This window comes from Synechococcus sp. CCAP 1479/10 (assembly GCF_019038515.1).
GTDB lineage: Bacteria > Cyanobacteriota > Cyanobacteriia > PCC-6307 > Cyanobiaceae > Cyanobium.
The window spans coordinates 51,906-74,812 of the sequence record NZ_JAFKRJ010000051.1 but is presented as its reverse complement, the minus strand read 5'-3'; the positions used below and the strand labels follow the sequence as shown (position 1 = coordinate 74,812).

The window sequence follows — 22,907 nt, the reverse complement described above, 5'->3', positions numbered from 1 at the left end:
GGGTCGCGATCGATCAGGCGCTGGCGCTGGCCAGCTCCGGCAGCGGCGGGGTGATGGTCTGCTTGCGGATCACCACCTGCTTGTCGTCGTCGACATCCACCAGGCAGGCATCGCCCTCTCCGATCCGGCCGGAGAGGAATTCCTCCGCCAGCGAATCCTCGAGCAGGCGCATCACGGCACGGCGCAGGGGACGGGCGCCGTAGCTGGGGTTGTAGCCCTCCTCCACGAGGCGCTCCTTGAAGGCCTCGGTGACGGACATGCCGATGCCCTTGTCCTGCATGCGGGCGAAGACCTCCCGCAGCATGATCTCGGCGATCAGCTTCACCTCGTCGCGGGTGAGCTGGCGGAAGACAATGATCTCGTCGAGACGGTTGAGGAATTCGGGGCGGAAGTACTGCTTGAGCTCCTCGTTGACCAGGGAGCGGATGCGGTTGTACTGGGTTTCCTCCACGTCGCCGCCGCCGAACTCGAAGCCGAGGCCGCCGCCGCCCTTCTCGATCACCTTCGAACCGATGTTCGAGGTCATGATGATCAGGGTGTTCTTGAAGTCGACCGTGCGGCCCTTGGAATCGGTGAGCCGGCCGTCCTCCAGCAGCTGCAGCAGCAGGTTGAAGACATCGGGGTGGGCCTTCTCGATCTCGTCGAACAGCACGACGGTGTAGGGACGACGGCGCACGGCCTCGGTGAGCTGGCCGCCCTCGTTGAAGCCCACGTAGCCCGGAGGCGAACCGATCAGCTTGCTGACGGTGTGGCGCTCCATGAACTCGCTCATGTCGAGGCGGATCATGGCGTCCTCGCTTCCGAAGAAGTAGGCGGCAAGAGCCTTGGTGAGTTCCGTCTTGCCGACGCCGGTGGGGCCGGAGAAGATGAAGCTGGCGATGGGGCGGTTGGGGTTCTTGAGGCCGACCCGCGCCCGGCGGATGGCCCGGGAGACGGCCTTGACGGCCTCGTCCTGGCCGATGAGGCGCTGGTGGAGGGTTTCCTCCATGTTCAGCAGCTTCACCGATTCGCTCTCGGTCAGCTTCTGGACGGGCACGCCGGTCCAGGAGGCGACGATCTGGGCGATGTCCTCCTCGGTGACCAGGGGCGAGCGGCTTTCCTCGCTGGCGTCGTCGGTCACGGGGCCACCCAGCAGGGCCGGGGTGTCGGTCTCGCCGGAGGAGGTGCCGGCGGGTTCGTCGTCGCGACGGGCCTGGAGGATCGTGCGGATCTGGTCGCGCAGTTCGACCTCCTTGTCACGCAGTTCACCGGCCTTGGTGAAGTCCTGCTGGCGGACGGCGTCCTCCTTCTCCTTCTGGACGCCGCGCAGCTGCTTGTCGACCTCCTTGGCCGCCGGCGGCAGCTTGGAGTTGAGCAGGCGCACGCGGCTGCCGGCCTCGTCGATCAGGTCGATGGCCTTGTCGGGCAGGAAGCGGTCGCTGATGTAGCGGTCGCCCAGGGTGGCGGCGGCGACGAGGGCCTCATCACTGATCTTGAGGCGGTGGTGCTGCTCGTAGCGCTCCCGCAGCCCCTTGAGGATCTCGATCGTGTCGACGACGGAGGGCTCGCCCACCATCACCGGCTGGAAGCGGCGCTCCAGGGCCGCATCGCGCTCGATGTGCTTGCGGTATTCATCGAGGGTGGTGGCGCCGATGCACTGCAGCTCCCCCCTGGCCAGGGCCGGCTTGAGGATGTTGGCGGCGTCGATGGCACCTTCTGCGGCACCGGCGCCGATCAGGGTGTGGACCTCGTCGATCACCAGGATCACGTTCCCGGCGGAGCGGATCTCCTCCATGATCTTCTTGAGCCGTTCCTCGAACTCACCCCGGTACTTGGTGCCGGCCACCAGCAGGCCGATGTCGAGGGTGAGGACACGCTTGTCCTCGAGGATGTCGGGGATCTCGCCCTGGGTGATCCGCTGGGCCAGGCCCTCGGCGATGGCGGTCTTGCCGACGCCCGGCTCACCGATCAGCACGGGGTTGTTCTTGGTGCGGCGGCCGAGGATCTGGATCACCCGGTCGATCTCGTTCTGGCGGCCCACCACGGGGTCGAGCTTGGACTCGGCCGCCAGCTGGGTGAGATTGCTGCCGAATTCGTCGAGGGTGGGGGTCTTGGTGGAGCCCTTGCCCGAGCTGCCGGAGGCCACTTCGGCCGTCTCGCCCAGCATGCGGATCACCTGGGTGCGGACCTTGGCCAGGTCGACGCCGAGGTTCTCCAGAACCCGGGCCGCCACGCCCTCGCCCTCGCGGATCAGGCCCAGCAGCAGGTGCTCGGTGCCGATGTAGTTGTGCCCCAGCTGGCGGGCCTCCTCCAGGGAGAGCTCCAGCACCCGCTTGGCCCGGGGGGTGAAGGGGATCTCGACGGCGACGAAGCCGGAGCCGCGGCCGATGATCTTCTCGACCTCGACCCGGGCGTCCTTCAGGTTGACCCCCATCGACTTGAGGACCTTGGCGGCGACACCGGTGCCCTCGCCGATCAGGCCCAGCAGGATCTGCTCGGTGCCGACGAAGTTGTGGCCGAGGCGGCGGGCCTCTTCCTGGGCCAGCATGATCACCTTGATGGCCTTCTCGGTAAACCGCTCGAACATGGGGCGGGACCTGATGCAAGTGGATCCAACCTATCAGGATTGAAGGGCCCTGTGGGAGCTGGGGAGCACTCTCAGGCGAAACCCATGTGCCGCAGGCGCTCAGACGGACCAGAACACAAACGAAACGCCAGGAATCAGCAGAAATAGGTATAGCAATCTACGGTTATCCACACCCCTGTCTCATTGTCAGGAGCACATTGTCAGGTTGACCCATTGGATCAGGGCATCCTCTCCATTGCGGTAGTAACCATGACGGATGCCGGCGGTGCGGAACCCCAGGGCCCCGTACAGCGCGATCCCAGGCCCGTTTCCGGCCGCCACCTCCAGGGTGGCGCGGGTGGCACCGCGCGCGCGGCCGGTGGCCATCAGTTCCTGCAGCACCCGGCGCCCCAGCCCCCGACGGCGCTGGTCCGGGGCCACCGCCACCAGGGTGATGTGGAGCTCGTCGACCACGAGCCAGCCACTGGCCATGGCCAGCAGCTCGGGGCCCCGGCGCAGCCCCAGGCCCGGCCGGCCCTCCTCCTCCAGCTCCCGCTGCCACTGCTCCAGGTTCCAGAGGCCGCCGAGGGCGACCCGGTCGAGGGCCAGGCAGTCCACGGCATCGGCCGGGACCAGCGGGCACAGGGTCGGGGCGGGCAGCGGTGGCGGAGGTGGTGCCGGCACGGCCGTTGGACACGAACATCCTTACGATCGGACATCCTGACCCCCTCCCCGCACAGGCCGCCATGGTGACCAGCGCCTCCCCGGCGACCGATCCGGTCGCTCCCGTCCCCGCGGCGCCGATCGCCCCCGGGGGGCCCTTCGAGCACGGCGGCGATCCGCTCAGCCCCAACCGCAACCTGGCCCCGCTCACCGCCCGCCTTGATGCGCTGGGTCGCCTGGAGGTGGGGGGCTGCCTGCTGAGCGACCTGGCCCGCACCTACGGCACCCCGCTCTACGTGCTCGACGAAGCCACCCTGCGGACCACCTGCCGGGCCTACCGGGAGGCGCTGGCCGCCCACTACCCCGGCGAGGCCCTGGCCCTCTACGCCTCCAAGGCGAACAGTTCCCTCGCGATCACGGCCCTGGTGGCCTCCGAGGGTCTCGGCCTCGACGCCGTCTCGGCCGGGGAGCTGCTCACGGCCCTGCAGGGCGGCATGCCCGCCGAGCGGATCGTGTTCCACGGCAACAACAAATCGGCCGAGGAGCTCCAGCTCGCCGTCGAGCGGGGGGTGACGGTGATCCTCGACAACTGGAACGACATCACCCTGCTCGGCACCCTGGCGGCCGGACGGCCCGCGCCGGTGCGGGTGCTGGTGCGGTTCACCCCGGGCATCGAGTGCCACACCCACGAGTACATCCGCACCGGCCACCTCGACAGCAAGTTCGGCTTCGACCCCGACCAGCTGGAGGCGGTGCTGCGGCACCTGGCCGCCTGCCCCTGGGCCCGGGTGGATGGCCTGCACGCCCACATCGGCTCCCAGATCTTCGAACTCGAACCCCACCGCGACCTGGCCGGGGTGATGGCCGAGGCCCTCGGCCTGGCCCGCTCCCTGGGCCACCCCTGCGGCGACCTCAACGTCGGCGGTGGCCTCGGCATCCGCTACGTGGGCTCCGATGACCCGCCGAGCATCCAGGAGTGGGTGCGGGTGGTGGCCACGGCGGTGGCCGAGGCCTGCGGCCAGCGCCAGCTGGCGCTGCCACGGCTGCTGTGCGAACCCGGCCGCTCCCTGGTGGCGACGGCGGGGATGACGCTCTACACGCTGGGCAGCCGCAAGGAGATCCCCGGCCTGCGCACCTACATCTCGGTGGATGGGGGCATGAGCGACAACCCCCGGCCGATCACCTACCAGTCGCTGTACACGGCCGCCCTGGCCGACCGTCCGCTGGCGGAGGCCACCGAGGCGGTGACCGTGGCCGGCAAGCACTGCGAGTCCGGCGACGTGCTGCTCCACGACGTCCGCCTGCCGCTCACCAGCCCAGGCGACGTGCTCGCCGTGTTCGCCACCGGCGCCTACAACGCGGCAATGGGGTCCAACTACAACCGCATCCCCAGGCCGGCGGCGGTGCTCGTCCACGACGGCGTGGCGGACGTGGTGCAGCGGCGCGAGCAGCCGGAAGACCTACTGCGCTACGACGTCCTGCCCCACCGGCTCCTGCCGGTATCCTGAGCCGGTCAGGCGGCCACCCGTTGAACCGGCCTGCCCCTCCCTTGTCTTGTGATCTGGCTGCGGCTCATCGACTTCCGCCTGCTGCTGGATCTTCTGTTCGCCTCCCTGCTCGGGCTCCTGCTGCTCGGCAGGGTCACGGAGGCGCGCACCCTGTGGCTGCTGCGCGGCTACCTGTTTCTGGTGGCGCTCGCCTGGTTCGTGCAGCGCTACGCCAACCTGCCGCTGACCAGCAGCCTGGTGGATGCGCTGGTGCTGGCCTGCAGCCTGGCCCTGGCGATCCTGTGGCAGGGGGAACTGCGGCGCCTGATGGAACTGCTGGGCACCGGACGCCTCGGGGTGCTGTTCGCCGACCGCAGCCGGGACCAGCTGGCCTCGGGGTCGGTGAGCCTGCTGACCGAGGCCGCCGGCCGCCTCTCCCAGGCGCGCTGCGGCGCCCTGATCGTCCTCGACCTGGGCAGTGATCTGCGCCCGGAGGACTTCCTCAACCCCGGCATCCGCATCGACGCCCAGCTTTCCGTCGACCTGCTGCTCAACCTCTTCGCGGTGGACACGCCCCTGCACGATGGAGCCGTGCTGGTCCAGAAGAACCGCATCGTGGCCGCCGGCGTGATCCTGCCCCTCTCGCGCCAGGGCCTGAACCGCTACGGCACCCGCCACCTGGCCGCCATGGGGCTGACCGAGCGCCACGACGGCTGCTTCTGCATCGTCGTCTCGGAGGAGACAGGCACCCTCTCCCTCGCCTCCCAGGGGCGGCTGGAGCGGCCGATCACCAGCAGCCGGCTTCACGACCTGCTCACCGACGCCCTGGCCACCGCTCCCACGGGGCGTAGCGTGGCTGCGGACCCGCCGGAACATCGCGGATGAGTCGCGCCCTGGCGACCACTCCATCGTCCGATCCCGATCAGCTGCCCGCCCAGCTCGATCCGGCTCGGCTGCCCCGTCACGTCGCGGTGATCATGGACGGCAACGGCCGCTGGGCCCGTCAGCGTGGGCTGCCCAGGGCCATGGGACACCGGGCCGGGGTGGAGGTGCTCAAGCGCACCCTGCGCCACTGCAGCGACTGGGGCATCGGCGCCCTCACCGCCTATGCGTTCTCCACCGAGAACTGGACCCGGCCCGGGGAGGAGGTGGCCTTTCTGATGGCCCTGTTCGAACGGGTGTTGGCCAAGGAGCTCGAGGCGCTCGAGCGCCAGCAGGTGCGCATCCGCTTCCTCGGCGACCTCGACCCCCTGCCGGAGGGTCTCAGGGTCCTGATCAACGACGCCACCGAGCGCACGGCCGGCAACACCGGCATCCATTTCAACGTCTGCACCAACTACGGCGGCCGCAGTGAGCTGGTGCGGGCGGCCCGCCGCCTGGCCGAGCAGGCGGCCCGCGGCGAGCTCGATCCGGCCCGCATCGACGAGGAGATCTTCGCCGCCGAGCTGTTCACCGCCGGCGATGCCGACCCCGATCTGCTGATCCGCACCAGCGGCGAGCAGCGCATCAGCAACTTCCTGCTCTGGCAGCTGGCCTACGCCGAGCTGCACATCACCGACGTGCTCTGGCCCGACTTCGACACCGAGGCCCTGCTGGCGGCGCTGCTGGATTATCAGGGGCGCCAGCGCCGCTTCGGTGGCGTGCAGAGTGGCGTCCAGAACGGTGTGGAGACCACCCCATGAGCGTGCGCCACGACTGGTCCCGCCAGGAGATCCAGGACCTGCTCGACCTGCCCCTGATGGATCTGCTGTGGCAGGCCCAGGCGGTGCACCGCAGCGCCAATCCCGGCTACCACGTCCAGCTGGCGTCGCTGCTGAGCGTCAAGACCGGGGGTTGCGAGGAGGACTGCGCCTACTGCCCCCAGTCGATGCACAACCCCAGCGACGTGGGCGGCCGGCCGGAGCTGGCGGTGGAGCCGGTGCTGGAGCGCGCCCGGCAGGCCAAGGCGGCCGGCGCCCACCGCTTCTGCATGGGCTGGGCCTGGCGGGAGATCCGTGATGGTGCCCCCTTCGACGCCATGCTCGCCATGGTGCGGGGGGTGCGGGAGCTCGGCCTGGAGGCCTGCGTCACCGCCGGCATGCTCACAGACGGCCAGGCGGCCCGACTGGCGGAAGCGGGACTCACCGCCTACAACCACAACCTCGACACCAGCCCCGAGCACTACGACCGGATCATCACCACCCGCACCTACCAGGAGCGGCTCGACACCCTGCAGCGGGTGAGGGGCGCCGGCATCGACCTCTGCTGCGGCGGCATCATCGGCATGGGCGAGACACCCCAGGACCGGGCCGGGCTGCTGCAGGTGCTCGCCTGCCTGGATCCCCATCCCGAAAGCGTGCCGATCAACGCCCTGGTGGCGGTGGAGGGCACCCCCCTGGAAGGTCTACCAGCGGTCGACCCCCTGGAGCTGGTGCGGATGGTGGCCGCAGCCCGCATCCTCATGCCCCACAGCCGGGTGCGCCTCAGCGCCGGGCGCGAGCAGCTGGGGCGGGAGGCCCAGATCCTCTGCCTGCTGGCGGGGGCCGATTCGATCTTCTACGGCGACACCCTGCTCACCACCTCCAACCCGGCGGTGGCCAGCGACCAGGAGCTGCTGCGGGCCGCCGGGGTGCGGGTGCAGCTGGAGGAGCAGCCGCTGGCGGCCGCCGCAGGCCGCTGAGGGTGCAGGTCGCCGCCTTCTACAGGTTCGTCCCCCTGGCCAGCGAGGAATTGCCCGACTGGCAAACCAGGCTGCTGGCGCTGGGGAGCGAGGCCGGCCTGCTGGGCACCATCCTGCTGGCCACCGAGGGCATCAACGGCACGGTCGCCGGATCGGCCTCCGGCGTGGCCGCCCTGCTGGAGCTGCTGCAGGCCGACCCACGCCTGGCGCACCTGGAGGTGAAGCGCAGTGAGGCCGAAGGGCGGGTGTTTCACCGCTTCAAGGTGCGCCTGAAGGCCGAGATCGTGACGATGGCCGAGCCCTCGGCCCAGCCGTCCCGGGGAACAGGGGTTCCGGTGCCCCCCGAGCACTGGAATGCCCTGCTGGACGATCCCGGCACCCTGACCATCGACACCCGCAACCACTACGAGGTGGCCCTGGGCAGCTTCGCTGGCGCCATCGACCCCGGCACCGAGCACTTCCGGGATTTTCCCGCCTGGGTGGAGCAGCACCTGCGGCCCCTGGTGGCCCAGCAGCGGCCGCAGCGGCTGGCCCTGTTCTGCACCGGTGGCATCCGCTGCGAGAAGGCCACCGCCCACCTGCTGAACCAGGGCTTCGACAACGTGCTGCAGCTGCAGGGGGGGATCCTCAACTACCTGGAGCAGGTGCCGGAGGCCGAGAGCCGCTGGCACGGCGAGTGCTACGTGTTCGACCAGCGGGTGGCCCTCGACCACCGGCTCCAGCCGGGGACGTATCACGTGTGCCATGCCTGCGGCCTGCCCCTGGCCCCCGCCGACCTTGCCCTGGAGAGCTACGTGGCCGGGGTGAGCTGCCGCCACTGCATCGGTCGCTTCTCCGACGCCGACCGGGAGCGGTTCGCCGAACGCCAGCGCCAGATGGGACGGGCAAAGGCATCCGGCGAGACCCACATCGGCTGGGTGATGCCCGGCGTGGGCGGCTGAGCGGATGGCGCCGCGCCTGCCCATCCTGTACAGCTTCCGGCGCTGCCCCTATGCGATCCGGGCACGGCTGGCCCTGGCGGCGGCGGGGCTGACGCCGGGGGTGGATCTCGAACTGCGGGAGGTGCACCTGGGCCGCAAGCCCCCCGAACTGCTGGAGGCCTCCGCCGCCGCCACCGTGCCGGCCCTGGTGCTGCCGCCCGACGCCGGCAACGATCCCCAGGGGGCCGCCCGGGTGCTGCCGGACAGCCTGTCGGTGATGGCGTGGGCCCTGGAGCGCCACGACCCCGGCGACCTGCGGCGCCAGGGGAGCACCGAAGCCGCTGCGCGGGAGCGGGCCCGGATCGCCGCCCTGATCGCTGAGAACGACGATTCGTTCAAGCACCATCTCGATCGCTTCAAGTACCCCGAGCGCCACCCCGGCGGCGACCGGGAGCAGCACCGCCCCGAGGCGCTGGCGATCCTGCGGGGCTGGAGCGCCGCCCTGGGGGCCGGCGGCTGGCTGGTGGGGGGGCGGCCATCCCTGGCCGATGTGGCCCTGCTGCCCTTCGTGCGCCAGTTCCGGCTCGCCGATCCGGAGGGGTTCGACCGGCAGGAGGATCTGGTGCCGCTGCAGGACTGGCTGCAGCGCTTCCTGCAGGGGCCCGAACTGGCGGCGGTGATGGCCGGGCCCTGGGCGCCCCGCCGGCCCTGGCGCTCCGAGCACTGGATCTATCACCTGGCCCTGGCCAACGAATGGCGGGACGCCAAAGCCCGCGGTGTGTACGAGCGCTCGACCCGCGGCCAGTCGCTGCAGGAGGTGGGCTTCATCCATGCCAGCGGCGCCGACCAGGTGGAGGCCACCTACGGGCGCTTCTATGCCGATGCGGGGGAAGTGCTGCTGCTGACCATCGACCCCCGGCGCCTGAGCGCGCCGCTGCTCTGGGAGCCGGCCCCGGAGAGCGGCGAATGCTTCCCCCACATCCACGGACCGCTGCCGCTGGAGGCGGTGCTGGCCGCCGAGCTCTTTGCGCCACCGCCGCCGGGCGACGCACCATGCTGAACCTGGAGGTTCTGGAGCGGCAGGCCCGGGAGCGCGGCCTGCTGCTGCGGCTCCAGGTGCAGGGGCTGGCGGGGGTGCGGGGGCTGCGGGTGGGGGTGGCCCGGGTCCGGGCGGAGCAGCCGCCCCTGCTGCTGGGGGAGCTCAAGGGCTGGTGCCTGCCGCTGGCCGATGGCCTGCGCCTCGACACGATGCGGGTGCAGGGGGAGCGCAGCGAAGCGGTGGGGCCGCTGATCTGGGCGGCCACCTTCGCCTGGGCCCTCGAGGAGACGCCCTGCCGCTCGGCGCGCCTGCTGGCGATCCGCGATGGGGAGCAGCAGCACCGGCGGCTGGTGCGCTACTTCCGGCGGCTCGGCTTCACGCCGCTGCGGGAGCTGGCTGGCGGCCCGCTGGATCTGGCCCCGCGGCTGCTGTGGGGTGGGGCGGGCCTGCTGATGCAGGGCGACTGCGACGAAGGACTGCAACGCAGCGCCCGCTGGCTGACGTCCATCCGGTGACACCTACGTTGGATCCGGGTATCGAGCTGGACCATGGCCACCGCCTCCCTGACCATCAACAACCAGTCAGGAGGCAGCCTCTATTACTACGTCGTCGGCCCAGGGTTCAGCGTTGAGCCGCTCCAGCCCGGCCAGAGCAACACCCTCTCCCCGGGTCTGAACAGCGTTCAGATCCTGGCGGCTCCTCAGATGAGGATCTACGTCTCGAGCTCCGCCACGCTGTTCGCCAACCCTGGCCAGGAACCGATCGGCTGGAACATCACAGCGCCCTTCTCCTTCTACGAATACACAATTGATGGCAGCGGTTTTTCCGCTGATATGTCGTACATCGATGACTGGGCCTATCCGATCCAGACCAACATCACCGACAGCAGCGGAGGCCTCCACAATTTCGGCTTCCTGAACGCGGCGGCGATCGCCATGGACTTCGCCGCTCTGCCGCCGGGTGGATTCGTCACCAGTGCCGCCTCGGGAACAGGTGTCGGGACGGCCTCGAATCTCTGGGATGCCCCGAACCGGCGGTTCGTCGGCCCGATGCGGCTCTGGCAGCAGCAGGTGATCATGGCCAATGCCGTTCAGTTGGGGCAACCCGCCTACTGGCCGCCGAATGCCCCCGAAGGCTGGATCCAGTTCCTCGAGGAGGTGCCCTACGGGCCCTCCCCCTTCGGGTACCCGCTCGCCGCCGGCGCCAGCAGCCTGAATCCCCAGCAGACCTATCCGGCCTTCGGTTTCGACTTCTCCACCAACACCTCCTGGACCGCCATGAATGGCAAGCAGGGGGCGCTGGTGCCCCAGCCAACGGGCGAGAAGTTCTTCGCCCACAACTGGAATGTATGGAACTACGGCTACACCAATGCCGATCCAAGCGCCGACAAACCCAATCCGAACTATTCCTTTGAATCGAACGCCTACACCACGACCCTCCGCTCCCAGGCGGCGCGGGAGAAGGCGGCCGGGCGACTCCCCGACACGGCCGGGACATCACCCACAGCCGGCAACCCGAACTTCGTCGGTTTCTATACCGCTTCCAAGGACGATTACTACGGCACCTTCACGGTTGCCGCCATCGCCAATGTCAGCCTCACGATCGGAGCGCTGGCCCCTTCCAGCATCGGCACCAGCGGCAATGACGGCATCGTCGGCAGCGGCAGCAACGACATCATCTCGGGTGGCTACGGAGCTGACTGGCTGGCTGGCGCCCCTCTGGCCCCGAACTGGTCCGCCCCCAACAGCTTCCGCGACCTGGCGTTCTTCGGTCTGCCCGGAGCGCCGGCCCAGTGGAAAGGTCTGGTCGGAGGCGGCCGGGACACCTTCGTCTATGTCCGCGCCGACAGCAGCCTGAGCAGCCCGGAGCGGCGTGATGTCATCACCGACTTCGCCGCCGACGACAGGATCGACCTCTCGAGGGTGGACGCCGACAGCCGCCGAGCTGGCCTTCAGTCCTTCACCTGGATCGGCTCCAGGGCGTTCTACGGGGAGGCGGGCCAGCTGCGGCTGGAACAGAATCGCTGGCAGACCAACGCCCTCCTGCAGGGAGATCTCGACGGCAACGGCACCAGCGACTTCGAAGTGATGCTGATGGGACCGGTCCAGTTCTCGGCCTCCAACCTGATCCTGTCCTGACCCCCTGCCGAGACAGCCGATGGCCAGTTTCACCCTGATGTGCTGGAACGTGGAGAACCTGTTCCTCCCCGAGGCCGGCGCCAGCGAGCAGGTGCACGCCCGTTTCCAGGCCAAGCTCGCCACGCTCGCCGCCGTGATCGACAGCCAGCGGCCCGACGTGCTCGCCCTGCAGGAAATCGGCCCGGACGGGGCCCTGCAGGCACTGCAGGGGGCGCTGACCAACCCCCTGCCCCATGCCATCGAGGGCAGACCCGACGGCCGGGGCATCCGCGTGGCCGTCCTGTCCCGCCATCCCTTCAGCACCAGCCGCTCGATCGTGGCCTTTCCGGAGATGATCTTCCCTGTCCAGGCCAGGGATCCGGTGTTTGATGATCCCGCCACCCCCGCGGATGAGTCCCTCACCGCCTCCTTGGGACGCGGCGCCCTGGAGGTGGTGGTGGAGATCGAGGGGCACCCGGTGCGGATCATCACCGCCCACTTCAAGTCGAAACTGATCTCCTATGCGCGCCAGAAGGGGCTGGTGGACGGCAGCCAGTTCGCCCCGAACGACGAGAACGAACGCTATCGCTATGCCGCCTACGGCCTGTACCGGCGCACCACCGAAGCGCTGACGCTGCGGGATCGGGTCAACCAGATTCTCTCCGGCTGCGCCGGATCATCGGATCCGGAGGAAGGGCTGGGCCGCCAGAAGGCGGTGGTGGTCTGCGGCGATCTCAACGATGCGACCGACGCCGCCACCACCCAGATCCTGCAGGGGCCGAGCGGCTCCGAACTGGGCACCGAGGGATTCCGGCGGGGCGACAAAGGCGATGGCTACCGCCTCTGGAACCTGGCACCGCTCCTCAATGTCGGGCCGAACGGAGAACCCCCGGGCGAGGCCCCCTTCAGCCGCCGCTTCCAGGGACGGGGCGAACTGATCGACCACATCCTGGCCAGCCACCGGCTGGTGAATCCCGGCAACATCCCCGTGGCGCGGACGGTGCTGGCGGGCGACCATCTGCCGTCGATCTCCGAATCTCCGTCGGACCGGGTCGCCGATCCGGGCTCGGATCATGCGGCGCTGGTGGCGGAATTCGAGATCTGAGGGCCCTCGGAGGAATCCGGGCGGGCGCGGTTGCGGTGGCGCCGGCAGCGTTCGGAGCAGTAGCGCACCTCCTCCCAGACCTGCTTCCACTTCCGGCGCCACTGGAAGGGTCGGCCGCAGACCGGGCAGGTCTTGGTGGGGCGATCGACGTGGTGGGGCATCCGGTCAGGGAGCGGAGCAGCCAGCCTGCCAAAACCGAAGCCGTTTCCGTGACACGATGGAGCCGATGTCTGACGCCAGCTTCTATCGGATCGGCCGTACGGGCCCGGTGAAGCGGGTGGCGTCGGCGATCGAGGCGGTGAGCGTCAGCGATTTGGACGGTTTCGCCTGGTTGCATTACCGCGAGGCCAGCAGGGACGATCTGGACCAGCTCGTCGGCCTGCTGGGCCTGCATGCGCTCTCGATCGAGGATTGCTTCGATGATCATCAGATTCCCAAGATCGACGATTATCCAGATAACACCTTCATCCTGTTCAACACATTTCAGTACGGCCACCGTGTCCTTGAGGTGGGTGAAATCAACCTGTTCCTCGGTCAGCGGTTTCTTGTCAGCATCAGCCACCTGGATTCCAGTCACCGCTCCTACCTCGATGGGGTAGAAAAGATGGTCGAGAGGGGCATCGAAGAGGCCCGCCAGGGCCCGTCCCATCTCATGCACCTGATCCTCGATCAGGTCGTCGATCAGAAGTTCGTGGCCATCGAGGCCCTCGAGGATGAGCTGAATGGAGTTGAAGAAGCCCTGATGGCGGATCCGGCGAGTTTTCAGCCGGTCGAGCTGATCCGGTTCCGGCGCTACCTGCTGCGGCTGCGCAAGAGCCTGTTTCATGAACGGGAGATCCTCAGCAAGATCTGCCGGGGAGATTTCCCCCTGGTATCCAAGAAGGCGATCTACCACTATCGCGATATCTACGACCATCTGGTGCGCTTCTATGAAGTCACCGAGTCGTACCGGGACATCGTCACCAGCCTGATGGAGATGTACCTGTCAATGCTCAATAATCAGATGGCCAAGGCCGCCAACGACACCAACGCCACCGTCCGGCGCCTGACACTGATCACGACGATCTTCATGCCGCTGACCCTGCTGGCGGGCATCGGCGGCATGTCCGAGTGGACGATGATCACAGGCCCCCGCAACTGGCACATCTCCTATCCGGCCTTCATGCTCGCCATGGTGGTGATCGGCTTCGCCAGTTACCGCTTCCTCAGCCGAATGGACCGGAACCAAAATCCCTCGCGGCGCGCTCAGTTGAGCCGGCGCTGGCGCGCCTGACGGCGGGAGGCGGCCTGGACAGTCCTGAGCTCGTCGTAGTTGGTGCATTCGTGCCGCAGCACCTGGGTCGGCACATGCTCCTGGGCGCCGATGCGCGGCAGGTTCTTCAGCCGGACACGGTCGTGCCAACAATCGAAAAGAGCCTTCTGGTCGACAGCTTCGAGCATGGCGCCCACTCCCTGGTGCGTGGCCGATCGCTGAAAGACTTTAGGAACCTGATCCGTCTGGCCGGTCACGGCTGGGAGGCAAAGGTGTCACGGCGTTTCTCGAGCCGCAGGAGGCGCTGGGCGTGGAGGTCGGTCTCCGCTGACCAGCCACCCAACAGCGGCTCAGGCGGCTCCGGCTCCCTGGGAGGCGGTTCCTGGGCGGGTTCCACCGGCGGCGGGCCATCCAGGGTGGCGACCACGAACAGGGCCACCAGCAGTTGCGCCAGAAAGGGGAGATCGATCATCGGGATGGACATGGGCGGCAAGGACATGACGTCGTTCTGCAGCCACCTTCCACCGGGCATGGGGAGTTGGGGTCCATTCTCCTGCGAAGAACGAATGGACCCGCTCATCCCAGCACGCCACCCAGCCGGATCAGGGCACCCACCACCACGAAGGCGATCGCCAGGGCGGTGATGCCGCGGATGTGCCAGGCCAGGCCGCCGAGGTTGGTGTCCGTGAGGTTGGGGATCAGCCGCAGCCGGGCATGCACGGCCAGGGCGGCGGTGGCGCCCAGCAGCAGCAGCTTGGTGCCCACCAGCACACCGATCGGGCTCGCCGGGTCGAACAATCCATCGAAGCCAGGCAGCAGGATCCAGCCCATCCAGAGGCCCGTGATCACCTGGATGGCGAGGGCCGTGAGGCCGAGGGGCTCGAAGATCGCCTCGAAATCACGGATGCGGTCAGCGCGCCGCTCCCGCAGGGCCCTCGGCAGCACACCCAGATCCAGCACCAGGTGGCCGCCGGTCCACACCGTGGCGGCCAGGGCGTGGACGATCACCAGCCATGGGAAGGGGGACATGGCCTCAATGCAGGAGGAACTCCCACCCTGGTGACGCGGGCGCCCCGACGAGCGTGGGCCGGACAAGGCAGTGGCGCTTGTAAAGCTGTAACAGCAGATACAGTTGAGGGCAGAACTCCAGCGGCAGGGCACCCCCCATGGCCAGCGGTTGCTTCCCCCATCAGTTCGAGGGCAGTTTCTCCGCCTTCAAGGAGCGTCAGCTGGTGTTCGCGCTCACCCGACAGCTGGCCGACGCCCAGTTCCGGCGGGGCGACCGTTCCCTGAGTGAGCGCCTCTGGCAGGAAGCCGCCGCCGAGGCCATGGATGCGGAGCGGATTATCGCCCTGCTCTTCGGCGTCCACGACCACAACGACCCGGAGGCCATGGAAGCGGTGGATCGCCCGTGGCGCGAGCTGCAGCGCGAGGCCTCGCGACGCGCCGGCACGCCCCTGGCCCGGCTGGCGCGACTCACCGGGCGTCGCCCGGCAGGTACGTCATGCGCAGTCACCGCTCATCGGAACCTTCAGGCCACGAAACGCCCGTAGAGCCAGCGCACGAAACCTCCCACCAGCGGCACCGGGGTGAAGGTGGGGCCGACGAAGTCGAAGTAGTCACGATGGTCGACGATCCGGCCGTCGGCGCCGAGGCGGAGACGGCTGGTGCCGGGATAGATGAATTCGATGCCCTTGATCTTCAGGCCCATCGTCCATTCCACGAAGGCCACATCGCCGCTGAGGGCCACCGCGCCCGGCTCAAGGAAGACGTCATCGCAGCGCTGCAGCAACCCCTCCTGGGCCACGATGTAGGCCTCGAGGCCCTGCCGCTCCTGGGTGGGGTCGGTGAAGTGGACCGCCCCGTCGTAGAGCGCCCGCCACTGCTCCGGTGTAGGCCCCGGGGCGCCGTAGGGCTTGGTGAACAGCGCCCGGAGGGCGTCTTCCCCCAGCGGTGGCTGCAGCAGGGCGGTCATGGATGGGGTGCTCTCAGGCGGCGGCCGAGCGGGGACGGGTCAGGGCCAGGGCCGCTCCGCCGATGGCCACCAGGCCCAGGGCTCCGGCTGCGGCCAGGAACACCAGGGTCTGCAGGGCCAGCAGGAACAGGCCCAGGGCCGAAGCCGCCTTGATCTGCACCCGGGCCTTGATCAGCAGGGTGAGCAGCAGCAGCACCGTGGCCTGCAGACCGGCGATCCGGGCCGCCGTGAAGGGACACAAGGGGGGAGGGAGCAGCATCGGCAGCGGAACGATCAGAAGCAGAAGGGCAGGAACTGGGTGCGGCAGGCGGCGTAGCCGTCGGTCAGGGCGCCGAGGCCGATCTGGTGGGCGATGCCGGAGCCGGTGATGGCTTCGGTGAGCACACCGATGACAAGACCGAGCATGGCAGCGCGGCCGTTGAAGAGCTCCACGCGCTTGAGCTGCTCCATGTGGATGGAACGCTCACTGTCGCCCTGGAGGAAGGCGTCGTTGGCGGGGGTGTTGGTCATGGGTCGGGCAGGGAAAGGAAAGGAAAAGGGCTGGGCCGTTGCTCGATCAGCCGAGACCGATCTGGGTGAGGATCCCCTGGCCGGTGAGCAGCTCGGTGCCGAGGCCGATCACGAAGCCGAGCATGGCGAGACGGCCGTTCCAGGTTTCGGCGAAAGCGACGAAGCCGAAGCGGGCGGAGGAGTCGGTCATGAGTGTTTCAGTTTGTTTCGTGAATTGTAACAGGTTGTAACGGTTGACGTCAAGCATGGCCGCAGGGGCAGGCAGCGGCAGCCAGAGGCGCAGGCAGCGGCGGCCCCGTACCATCGAGATCCTCTGCGGCCCGGTGGATGTCGAGCGTCTCCCTGCCGGCCGAGCTGATGCGGCGCTACCGGCGGCTGTTCAGCTTCTACGACCGCGACGGCGACGGCCGCCACACCTTGGAGGGTGACTTCGAACCGGTGGCGGTGCGGATCGCGCGGCGCTGGCAGGGCCGGCCCAGCCGCTTCCCGGATCTGCTGGGGCTGCTGCTCGACACCTACCGGCACGAGAACGCTCGCCGCGACCAGAACCACGACGGCACGGTGGATGAGGACGAGTTCCTGGCCTCCCATGGCCGGGTGTTCGCCGCCTTCGGTGCCGATCCCCAGGCCGCGCGGGAGTTCATGGCCCGCTCCGCCGGCGGCTTCTTCGATGTGCTCGACCTCGATGGCGACGGCCAGCTCGAGCTCGACGACCTGGCCGCCTTCGCCGCCGCCTACGGCCATCCCACCGCCGGCATCGCCGCCAACCTCAACCGGATGCTCGCCGCCCTGGGGCTGCCCCCCGGCCGCCTGCCGCGGCAGGCCTTCCTGACGCTGGTGGAGCAGTACTGGTTCGATCCCTCGCCGGAGGCCCCCGGCCGCCACCTGTTCGACGGGGTGGAGCTGGGCTGACGTCAGTCCGGCAGCACAAAGCCATCCAGGCGGGTGCTGACTCCCTGCTCGCCAATCCTGGCGGCCACCGGATCGTCGTAGGCGACCCAGGCCAGCAGCTGGTCGCCACGGCGCTGCACATCCAGGCCCTCCGGTTTGTCGCTGCCCTGGCCGGGGCGACCGGGGCGGCCATCCCGGATCCACAGCAGGGGCTCGGTGGTCTCCATGGTGACGCCGTCCTGCTGGGGTGAACCCTGCGGGCCAAGGGCGTTGCGCCAGCGGTGCAGGTAGCAGGGGCCCGCCAGGTCCATCGTCGGCCCGGCCAGCACCAGCACGTCGTCGCTGCCGGGGACCACGGCCAGATCCCGCACCGCCAGGCCGCTGAGCGACAGGTAGCGGCAGCGATGGGCCTCCAGGCTGAGGGTGGGGCCGTCGGCATCGAGGCCACCCAGGCGGAGGTCGAGCACCAGGGCGATGCCCCGCAGGACGGGCCCGCGCAGCCCCACCAGCACCCGCTCGCCACGGGCGGCGATGCCTTCGATGTCGAGTCCGTTGTCCTTGCTGGGGATCGCCAGAAACGGGGCGATCCGCCGGTCGCTCGCCAGGGCCTCGGTGAGGGCATCACGGCCCTCGGCGGCATCAAAGGCCAGCCTCTGCCCTGCCACGGGCTGGCCCTCCCCATCGAGGCGCAGGCAGCCGAGTACATGGGCGTTGCGGCTCTGCCTGTCGTGGAGCTTCAGGGGTCCTGCCTTGGCGTCGTACTTGCGGCGCCGCAGGGAATGGGAGCCCACCATCCAGAGGCGATCGCCATCACGGGCCAGCCCCTCGAGGTCCGATTCGCCGTCGTCCTTGCCACCGGCGAGACCGAAATCCCTGAGCTTCACGGCGCTGAGGTTGCCGTAGTGGTGATCGCCGAGGCGGTCCAACCGGTACAGGCTGCGTCCCTCATCACCCCCCAGCCACAGCACCCGGTCGAGGGCCACCAGGGCGGAGAGGTTCTGCCGCAGTTCCTCGGCTTCCGTGTCCTTGGCGGGGGACAGCTCCAGGAGGCGCTGGTGGGTCGGGACGGCCAGGGGCAGGTCGGCGGCCGGCTCGGGCATGGGGGGAAGGCGGGTGCTTCTTTCCTTGGTAGTGGGGCGTCGGGGGGTGTCAACGTCAGCTCCCGGCGTTCGCTAGGGAGGCGGCGGCGGCAGGGGCGGCGATGTAGCTCCGCGGCCCCCGGAGGCCCCCAGCGCCTGCCGACGGGGGCCCAGCATTTCCGCCAGCCCGGCGATGCGCTCGGCGGGCGGCTCGGGGCCCAGGCTCCACAGGCTCTCGAAGTAGAAGAAAGCCACCCCCAGGCCCCGGGCCCGGTTGGCGGCGACTTTCTCGGCCATCAGGGCCAGGGGGGTGGGGCGGTTGCGCTGGCCGCTCAACACGGCGATGGCGGTGGGGATGCGCTGGCGGGCCTCCTGCACCTCGGCCCGGCTGAGGTGGGGCCCGTAGCTCTCCAGATCGGGCCGGTAGATCTGCACCAGCAGCTCATCGGCGATGCCGCGCCGCACCCATTCGCGCCAGTCCTGCAGCTGCAGCTTGTAGGCGAAGTCGTAGTAGTTGGGGGAGATCGAGATCAGGGCGCCGGGGCGGGCGGCGCGTATTGCCCTGGCCAGCTGGTCGAGGAAGGCGGTGATCCGGTCGGCGCGCCACTTCACCCAGGCCGGATCCTCGGGGTTGGCCGGTGGATCCTTGCCCGTGTCCTTGCGGTAGAGCGCCCTGGTGAAGGGGTCGTAGCCGAACTCCCGCGGCAGGCTCATGTGGTCGTCGAACTGGATGCCATCGGCACCCCAGTCGTTCACCACCTCCAGCACCAGGTCGGTGATCAGCTGCTGCACCTCCGGCCGGAAGGGATTGAGCCACACCACCCGGCCGGCGGCACTGGTGGAGGTGAGCCCGCCGTCGCGGGTCTGGGTGAGCCAGCCGCGGTGCCGTTGCGCCAGCGGCGACTCCGGGGGCGCCATGAAGCCGAACTCGAACCAGGGGATCACCTTGAGCCCGCGGTTGCGGCCGGCGCTGATCAGCTCGGCCAGGATGTCCTGGCCCTGCAGGCCGCGGAAGCTGAAGTCCTGCAGCTGGCGCGCCTCGCTCACCCGGCTGGGGTAGTACGCGAAGCCGCCGTTCCAGACCACCGGATAGAGCCGGTTGAAGCCCAGCTCCGCCAGCTGATCGACGGCGGTCTGCATGCGGCCGCGGTCCCGCAGCACGGGCATGTCGTTGGCGGTGAGCCACACCCCCCGCAGTTCCTCCGGCTGGTCCTGAGCTTTCGCCGCTGGCGACAGCAGCGGCAGGCACGCGAGCACCCCTGACAGCACCCCAGCCAGCAGGACCCCGCTGAGGAGCAGGGCGATCCCGCGGAGGGGGCCGCGTCGGTTCAAACCGGCCATGGCTTCCAGGGATCAGCGCCGCTCATTCCTCCACGATGGGGGCGATTTCCCGCCGTAGCGCCCAGGGTCCGCCGGGTGAACAGGTGGCGCAGGAGGCCCGTTAGGGTCCGCAGGCGTCATGGCGACCGTGATGGGCCTGCTGGTGGACGGGGTCTGGAGGGACCAGTGGTACGACACCGGCAGCAGCGCCGGCCGCTTCGAGCGCTCGCGGGCGGCGTTCCGCAACTGGATCACCCCGGATGGATCGGCCGGTCCAAGCGGCGAGGCCGGCTTTGCCGCCGAAGCCGGCCGCTACCACCTCTATGTGTCACTGGCTTGCCCCTGGGCCCACCGCACCCTGATCCTGCGCGCCCTCAAGGGGCTGGAGGACCTGATCCCGCTCTCCGTCGTGCACTGGTTCATGGGCGAGCGGGGCTGGACGTTCCAGGCGGCGGAGGGGGTGGTGCCGGACCCCAACGAGGGCGCCGAAGCCCTGCACCAGCTCTACACCGTGGCCGATCCCCACTACTCCGGCCGGGTCACTGTGCCGGTGCTCTGGGACCGGCAACGGCGCACGATCGTCAGCAATGAATCCTCCGAGATCCTGCGGATGTTCAACAGCGCCTTCGATCACCTGGGAGCCCGGGTGGGGGACGTCTATCCGGTGGCGCTGCGAGAGGCGATCGACCGCCTCAATGAGCGGATCTACGCCACCGTCAACAACGGGGTGTACCGCTGTGGTTTCGCCACCACCCAGGAGGCGTACGAGGAGGCGCTGGGTCCCCTGTTCGCCACGCTCGACTGGCTGGAGGAGCACCTGGCCGGCCGGCGCTATCTGATGGGACCTGCGATCACCGAGGCGGACTGGCGCCTGTTCACCACCCTGCTGCGCTTTGATCCGGTCTATGTGGGGCACTTCAAGTGCAACCTGAAACGGCTGGTGGACTACCCCCACCTGTTCGCCTACACCCGCGATCTCTACCAGGTGCCGGGGGTGGCGGAGACGGTGAACATGGCGCACATCAAACGGCACTATTACCAGAGCCACACCATGATCAACCCCACGGGTGTTGTGCCTGTGGGTCTGGCGATCGACTATCTCCTTCCCCATGGCCGGGAGCTGGTGGGAGCGGCGGCGGATCCTGGGGATCGGTCACATCGAAGCAACTGAAATCAAGGAACACGCTGTCGGGGCCGTCGATCTGCACCATGTCGCGGAACTGCTCCCCCAGCCGCAGATCGGCCGCCCCGTAACTGCAGCGAAAGTGCACCGGTGCCAGCAGGATTTCGTCGAGTCCCTGGAAGGCCACGAGAATTTCAGCCTGGCGCCGCTCCAGCTCCTCCCGGCTGAGGCCGAACAGGGGGCTGTGCTGGTCGACGCGGTGCATCACGGTCCACATCAGCTGGAAGCTGATCGACTGATCACGCACCAGCGGCAGGGACACGAGGCGGCGCATCCGACGGCCGCCGCTCTCCTCGTTCATGGCCAGGGAGGCCCGGATCCGCCCATCCACCAGGTTGTTCTGGCGCACGTTGGCCACCCGGAAGGTGAGGGTGGGGTGCCCCTGCCAGGGTTCGATCGTGGCCACGCGGCTGAAGCGCAGGCGGGCCCGGCTGCGGGAGAAGCGGGCAAAGGCCAGGCCGGTGGTGACGGCGATGAACAGCAGCCCGAAGAAGGCCTCCACCGTGACCACCAGATTCACCCAGAGGCTGCTGGGATGGAGCACGCCGTAACCGATCGAACCCAGGGTCTGGACGCTGAAGAAGAAAGCATCCAGAACCGAAAGGCGCTGGCCATCGGGGGCCCCGCCGATGCCATCGAGATCCAGCGCATAGAGCAGCGTGAAGGCGAGATTCAGCAGCAGATAGCTGGCGGCGATGCTGAGCAGAAAGCCCAGCCAGGGAATGGCCAGCATGAAGCGATAGGGCTCCCGCCAGTGGCGGTGCCAGCCCCGCCGTTCCTCCGCATGGAGCATCCCGCCGCGGTGGCTCAGCCGCACCGTCCGGATCGGCTGGCGACGCTCGACCGATGGGCCCATCCCAATCCAGTGGTGGCAGAAACCATCGTGACATCGAAAGGTGCCCAGGGAATGCCACCTTGCACACCAATAAGAAATGTGGGACCGCCTCCTGGGCGCTCTGATGTGCCATTGAGACTGGGCCCCAGATGACGGCCTCAGACAACGCGAATGGCAGATTCCGAACGGGGCAGAACATTCAACAATATCGTCTCAGGCATCGCCGCCATCGCCGGCACCATCGGATTGATTGTCGCCACGATCACCTCCAACGAAGTCAACAAGCTGTCGCAGCAATCACGCACGGCGGGACTGGTTGGTGATCTCACCGATAAACTCACATCAAAGCAACTTGGCAGAGACATCTCCCTGCTGGCCATCGAGCACATGCTCAACACTGAGCCGGGGAAGGATAAGGCCCCGAGGGACAAGTTACTGCTCGCACGCATCTCGATTCTGCTGATCGAGGGGTCATCCGGGGAAGAGTCGATCAATGCTCAGAATAACAATTCCCGCCAAGCGTCCGCCACCCAGACCCAGTTCAACCATGGTGTCGACCAGGCCGCGAGGGTGCTGAACCGTCTGGTTCAGAGTTCCGGCGAAGCCTGCAATGACTACTACCAGCAGCAGGTGTTCAACCTCCATCTGAAACTTGGTGGCCAGGACCTGACGCCGGCTGCTGACATCCAGGCCGATTGCGGTGAGGCCGGGGCGCTGGCGATCGAAGCGCTGCGCAAGCAGGTGGAAGGCAAGGACAGCAATGGCGAACAGTCGGTCAGCGTCTCCCAGCTGGCCCAGGACCCGATCGTCGATCCCAGGCTGGTGGCGGGCTCCCTGGCCCAGGCCAGGGTGGTCAACCAGCTCAATGCCGTCAGGCTCGAAACGGCTCGGGCCAAAAGTGCCTACACCGAACCAAGTCTGGCCGTCGTCACCGTCCATCTGGATAATCCGTCCATCGCCGAGCAACTGAAACCCATCCTGGTCCAGCTCTCCGCCAAGCGCTGGTACATCGTCTCTGGCGTGCGCTTCGTGGAACCGTCATCGAGCAGCTGCGGTCCATACAACTCCGTTCGTTTCTTCCACAAGGCTGACAACGACCTGGCCGAGAAGCTGATCGCCCAGATCAGCGCCCTCAAGACAACCTCGCCATCGGTCCGCGCCCTTCTTGCCGGAACCGGGAATACAAAGCCCGGCATCTCTCCCATCGACCTGAGCACATGGAGGTACGCACGCTCCGTCCCCCAGGGCACCGTGGAACTGTGGCTGGCCTCCAAAGGCACCCGCTGCCAATCGGCGCCGGCCGGTGCGTGACGGGGTCAAAGTGAGG

The 22,907-nt window shown here is 68.5% G+C and carries 27 protein-coding genes; 14 read left to right on the top strand and 13 right to left on the bottom strand.

The features are described from left to right. Window positions 1-13 precede the first annotated feature (13 nt). Window positions 14-2,566 (bottom strand): ATP-dependent Clp protease ATP-binding subunit, encoded by a 2,553-nt coding sequence (locus tag KUG39_RS16800; protein ID WP_190611664.1) that lies wholly within the window; start codon window positions 2,564-2,566, stop codon window positions 14-16. A gap of 186 nt (window positions 2,567-2,752) precedes the next feature. Further along, entirely contained in the window at window positions 2,753-3,229 is a 477-nt protein-coding gene (locus KUG39_RS16795) for a GNAT family N-acetyltransferase (protein ID WP_216914268.1), read from the bottom strand. Window positions 3,230-3,291: 62 nt separating this feature from the next. On the opposite strand from KUG39_RS16795, the gene lysA reads away from it, so the two are divergent. Genes lysA through KUG39_RS16750 form a run of 9 tightly spaced genes read left to right on the top strand, consistent with a single transcriptional unit; the run spans window position 3,292 to window position 12,535 of the window. Then, window positions 3,292-4,716 carry a diaminopimelate decarboxylase gene (gene lysA, locus KUG39_RS16790; protein ID WP_286193039.1) on the top strand — a complete coding sequence of 475 codons (1,425 nt, stop codon included), beginning with the start codon at window positions 3,292-3,294 and terminating at the stop codon, window positions 4,714-4,716. 48 nt (window positions 4,717-4,764) lie between these two features. Beyond that, window positions 4,765-5,580 (top strand): diadenylate cyclase CdaA, encoded by an 816-nt coding sequence (gene cdaA / locus KUG39_RS16785; RefSeq protein WP_094585192.1) that lies wholly within the window; start codon window positions 4,765-4,767, stop codon window positions 5,578-5,580. Then, window positions 5,577-6,377: an undecaprenyl pyrophosphate synthase gene (gene uppS / locus KUG39_RS16780; RefSeq protein WP_094585191.1), complete on the top strand. Its 801-nt coding sequence runs from the start codon at window positions 5,577-5,579 to the stop codon at window positions 6,375-6,377. The genes cdaA and uppS overlap by 4 nt, the downstream gene beginning before the upstream one ends. After that, window positions 6,374-7,354 carry a biotin synthase BioB gene (gene bioB / locus KUG39_RS16775; protein ID WP_216914270.1) on the top strand — a complete coding sequence of 327 codons (981 nt, stop codon included), beginning with the start codon at window positions 6,374-6,376 and terminating at the stop codon, window positions 7,352-7,354. The genes uppS and bioB overlap by 4 nt, the downstream gene beginning before the upstream one ends. Continuing rightward, window positions 7,351-8,295, top strand: coding sequence for an oxygen-dependent tRNA uridine(34) hydroxylase TrhO (gene trhO, locus KUG39_RS16770; RefSeq protein ID WP_216914422.1), 945 nt, complete (start codon window positions 7,351-7,353; stop codon window positions 8,293-8,295). The genes bioB and trhO overlap by 4 nt, the downstream gene beginning before the upstream one ends. Window positions 8,296-8,299: 4 nt before the next feature. Next, the gene (locus KUG39_RS16765) at window positions 8,300-9,334 is read left to right on the top strand and encodes a DUF952 domain-containing protein (protein WP_216914272.1); all 1,035 of its coding nucleotides are present in this window, start codon (window positions 8,300-8,302) and stop codon (window positions 9,332-9,334) included. After that, window positions 9,328-9,828, top strand: coding sequence for a hypothetical protein (locus KUG39_RS16760; protein ID WP_216914274.1), 501 nt, complete (start codon window positions 9,328-9,330; stop codon window positions 9,826-9,828). Before KUG39_RS16765 ends, KUG39_RS16760 begins: the two co-directional genes overlap by 7 nt. Window positions 9,829-9,861: 33 nt before the next feature. After that, window positions 9,862-11,451 (top strand): M10 family metallopeptidase C-terminal domain-containing protein, encoded by a 1,590-nt coding sequence (locus KUG39_RS16755; RefSeq protein ID WP_216914276.1) that lies wholly within the window; start codon window positions 9,862-9,864, stop codon window positions 11,449-11,451. Window positions 11,452-11,470: 19 nt separating this feature from the next. Continuing rightward, window positions 11,471-12,535, top strand: coding sequence for an endonuclease/exonuclease/phosphatase family protein (locus KUG39_RS16750; protein WP_199297161.1), 1,065 nt, complete (start codon window positions 11,471-11,473; stop codon window positions 12,533-12,535). Here the strand turns inward: KUG39_RS16750 and KUG39_RS16745 are convergent. Continuing rightward, window positions 12,502-12,696: a DUF2256 domain-containing protein gene (locus tag KUG39_RS16745; RefSeq protein WP_216914278.1), complete on the bottom strand. Its 195-nt coding sequence runs from the start codon at window positions 12,694-12,696 to the stop codon at window positions 12,502-12,504. The genes KUG39_RS16750 and KUG39_RS16745 overlap by 34 nt on opposite strands. Before the next feature lie 116 nt (window positions 12,697-12,812). On the opposite strand from KUG39_RS16745, the gene KUG39_RS16740 reads away from it, so the two are divergent. Beyond that, window positions 12,813-13,808 (top strand): magnesium transporter CorA family protein, encoded by a 996-nt coding sequence (locus tag KUG39_RS16740; RefSeq protein ID WP_353617356.1) that lies wholly within the window; start codon window positions 12,813-12,815, stop codon window positions 13,806-13,808. Here the strand turns inward: KUG39_RS16740 and KUG39_RS16735 are convergent. The 3 genes from KUG39_RS16735 to KUG39_RS16725 form a co-directional block, all read right to left on the bottom strand. Continuing rightward, a complete protein-coding gene (locus KUG39_RS16735) occupies window positions 13,781-13,975 on the bottom strand; it encodes a hypothetical protein (protein ID WP_216914282.1) in 195 nt (64 codons plus the stop codon). The genes KUG39_RS16740 and KUG39_RS16735 overlap by 28 nt on opposite strands. 65 nt (window positions 13,976-14,040) lie before the next feature. Continuing rightward, the gene (locus KUG39_RS16730) at window positions 14,041-14,271 is read right to left on the bottom strand and encodes a hypothetical protein (RefSeq protein WP_216914283.1); all 231 of its coding nucleotides are present in this window, start codon (window positions 14,269-14,271) and stop codon (window positions 14,041-14,043) included. A gap of 92 nt (window positions 14,272-14,363) precedes the next feature. After that, the gene (locus KUG39_RS16725) at window positions 14,364-14,816 is read right to left on the bottom strand and encodes a CopD family protein (protein ID WP_216914285.1); all 453 of its coding nucleotides are present in this window, start codon (window positions 14,814-14,816) and stop codon (window positions 14,364-14,366) included. 137 nt (window positions 14,817-14,953) lie between these two features. On the opposite strand from KUG39_RS16725, the gene KUG39_RS16720 reads away from it, so the two are divergent. After that, complete coding sequence (locus KUG39_RS16720; protein WP_216914287.1) at window positions 14,954-15,340, top strand: hypothetical protein; 387 nt, start codon at window positions 14,954-14,956, stop codon at window positions 15,338-15,340. On the opposite strand, the gene KUG39_RS16715 is transcribed toward KUG39_RS16720, so the two are convergent. Genes KUG39_RS16715 through KUG39_RS16700 form a run of 4 tightly spaced genes read right to left on the bottom strand, consistent with a single transcriptional unit; the run spans window position 15,319 to window position 16,462 of the window. Continuing rightward, window positions 15,319-15,762 (bottom strand): nuclear transport factor 2 family protein, encoded by a 444-nt coding sequence (locus tag KUG39_RS16715; protein ID WP_216914289.1) that lies wholly within the window; start codon window positions 15,760-15,762, stop codon window positions 15,319-15,321. The two genes, KUG39_RS16720 and KUG39_RS16715, sit on opposite strands and share 22 nt — an antisense overlap. Window positions 15,763-15,775: 13 nt before the next feature. After that, a complete protein-coding gene (locus KUG39_RS16710) occupies window positions 15,776-16,021 on the bottom strand; it encodes a hypothetical protein (protein ID WP_190611683.1) in 246 nt (81 codons plus the stop codon). 14 nt (window positions 16,022-16,035) lie between these two features. Then, window positions 16,036-16,272, bottom strand: a complete 237-nt coding sequence (locus tag KUG39_RS16705) for a chlorophyll a/b-binding protein (protein WP_094585176.1) — start codon at window positions 16,270-16,272, stop codon at window positions 16,036-16,038. Window positions 16,273-16,318: 46 nt separating this feature from the next. Further along, the gene (locus KUG39_RS16700) at window positions 16,319-16,462 is read right to left on the bottom strand and encodes a CAB/ELIP/HLIP family chlorophyll-binding protein (protein ID WP_094585175.1); all 144 of its coding nucleotides are present in this window, start codon (window positions 16,460-16,462) and stop codon (window positions 16,319-16,321) included. 137 nt (window positions 16,463-16,599) lie between these two features. Between KUG39_RS16700 and KUG39_RS16695 the strand changes: the two genes are divergently transcribed. After that, window positions 16,600-17,184, top strand: coding sequence for an EF-hand domain-containing protein (locus KUG39_RS16695; protein WP_094585174.1), 585 nt, complete (start codon window positions 16,600-16,602; stop codon window positions 17,182-17,184). Window positions 17,185-17,186: 2 nt separating this feature from the next. Here the strand turns inward: KUG39_RS16695 and KUG39_RS16690 are convergent, their stop codons facing one another. Together KUG39_RS16690 and KUG39_RS16685 are read right to left on the bottom strand one after the other, a co-directional pair. Then, entirely contained in the window at window positions 17,187-18,263 is a 1,077-nt protein-coding gene (locus tag KUG39_RS16690) for a DUF3616 domain-containing protein (protein ID WP_216914291.1), read from the bottom strand. Between the two features lie 72 nt (window positions 18,264-18,335). Next, the gene (locus tag KUG39_RS16685; protein ID WP_216914293.1) at window positions 18,336-19,583 is read right to left on the bottom strand and encodes a family 10 glycosylhydrolase; all 1,248 of its coding nucleotides are present in this window, start codon (window positions 19,581-19,583) and stop codon (window positions 18,336-18,338) included. Between the two features lie 130 nt (window positions 19,584-19,713). On the opposite strand from KUG39_RS16685, the gene KUG39_RS16680 reads away from it, so the two are divergent. Next, on the top strand, window positions 19,714-20,733 hold the full coding sequence (locus KUG39_RS16680; protein ID WP_216914424.1) for a glutathione S-transferase family protein: 1,020 nt from the start codon (window positions 19,714-19,716) through the stop codon (window positions 20,731-20,733). On the opposite strand, the gene KUG39_RS16675 is transcribed toward KUG39_RS16680, so the two are convergent. Beyond that, window positions 20,618-21,601 (bottom strand): ion channel, encoded by a 984-nt coding sequence (locus tag KUG39_RS16675; RefSeq protein WP_216914295.1) that lies wholly within the window; start codon window positions 21,599-21,601, stop codon window positions 20,618-20,620. The genes KUG39_RS16680 and KUG39_RS16675 overlap by 116 nt on opposite strands. 150 nt (window positions 21,602-21,751) lie before the next feature. On the opposite strand from KUG39_RS16675, the gene KUG39_RS16670 reads away from it, so the two are divergent. Then, complete coding sequence (locus KUG39_RS16670) at window positions 21,752-22,891, top strand: hypothetical protein (RefSeq protein ID WP_094585170.1); 1,140 nt, start codon at window positions 21,752-21,754, stop codon at window positions 22,889-22,891. The last annotated feature ends 16 nt before the right edge of the window (window positions 22,892-22,907 follow it).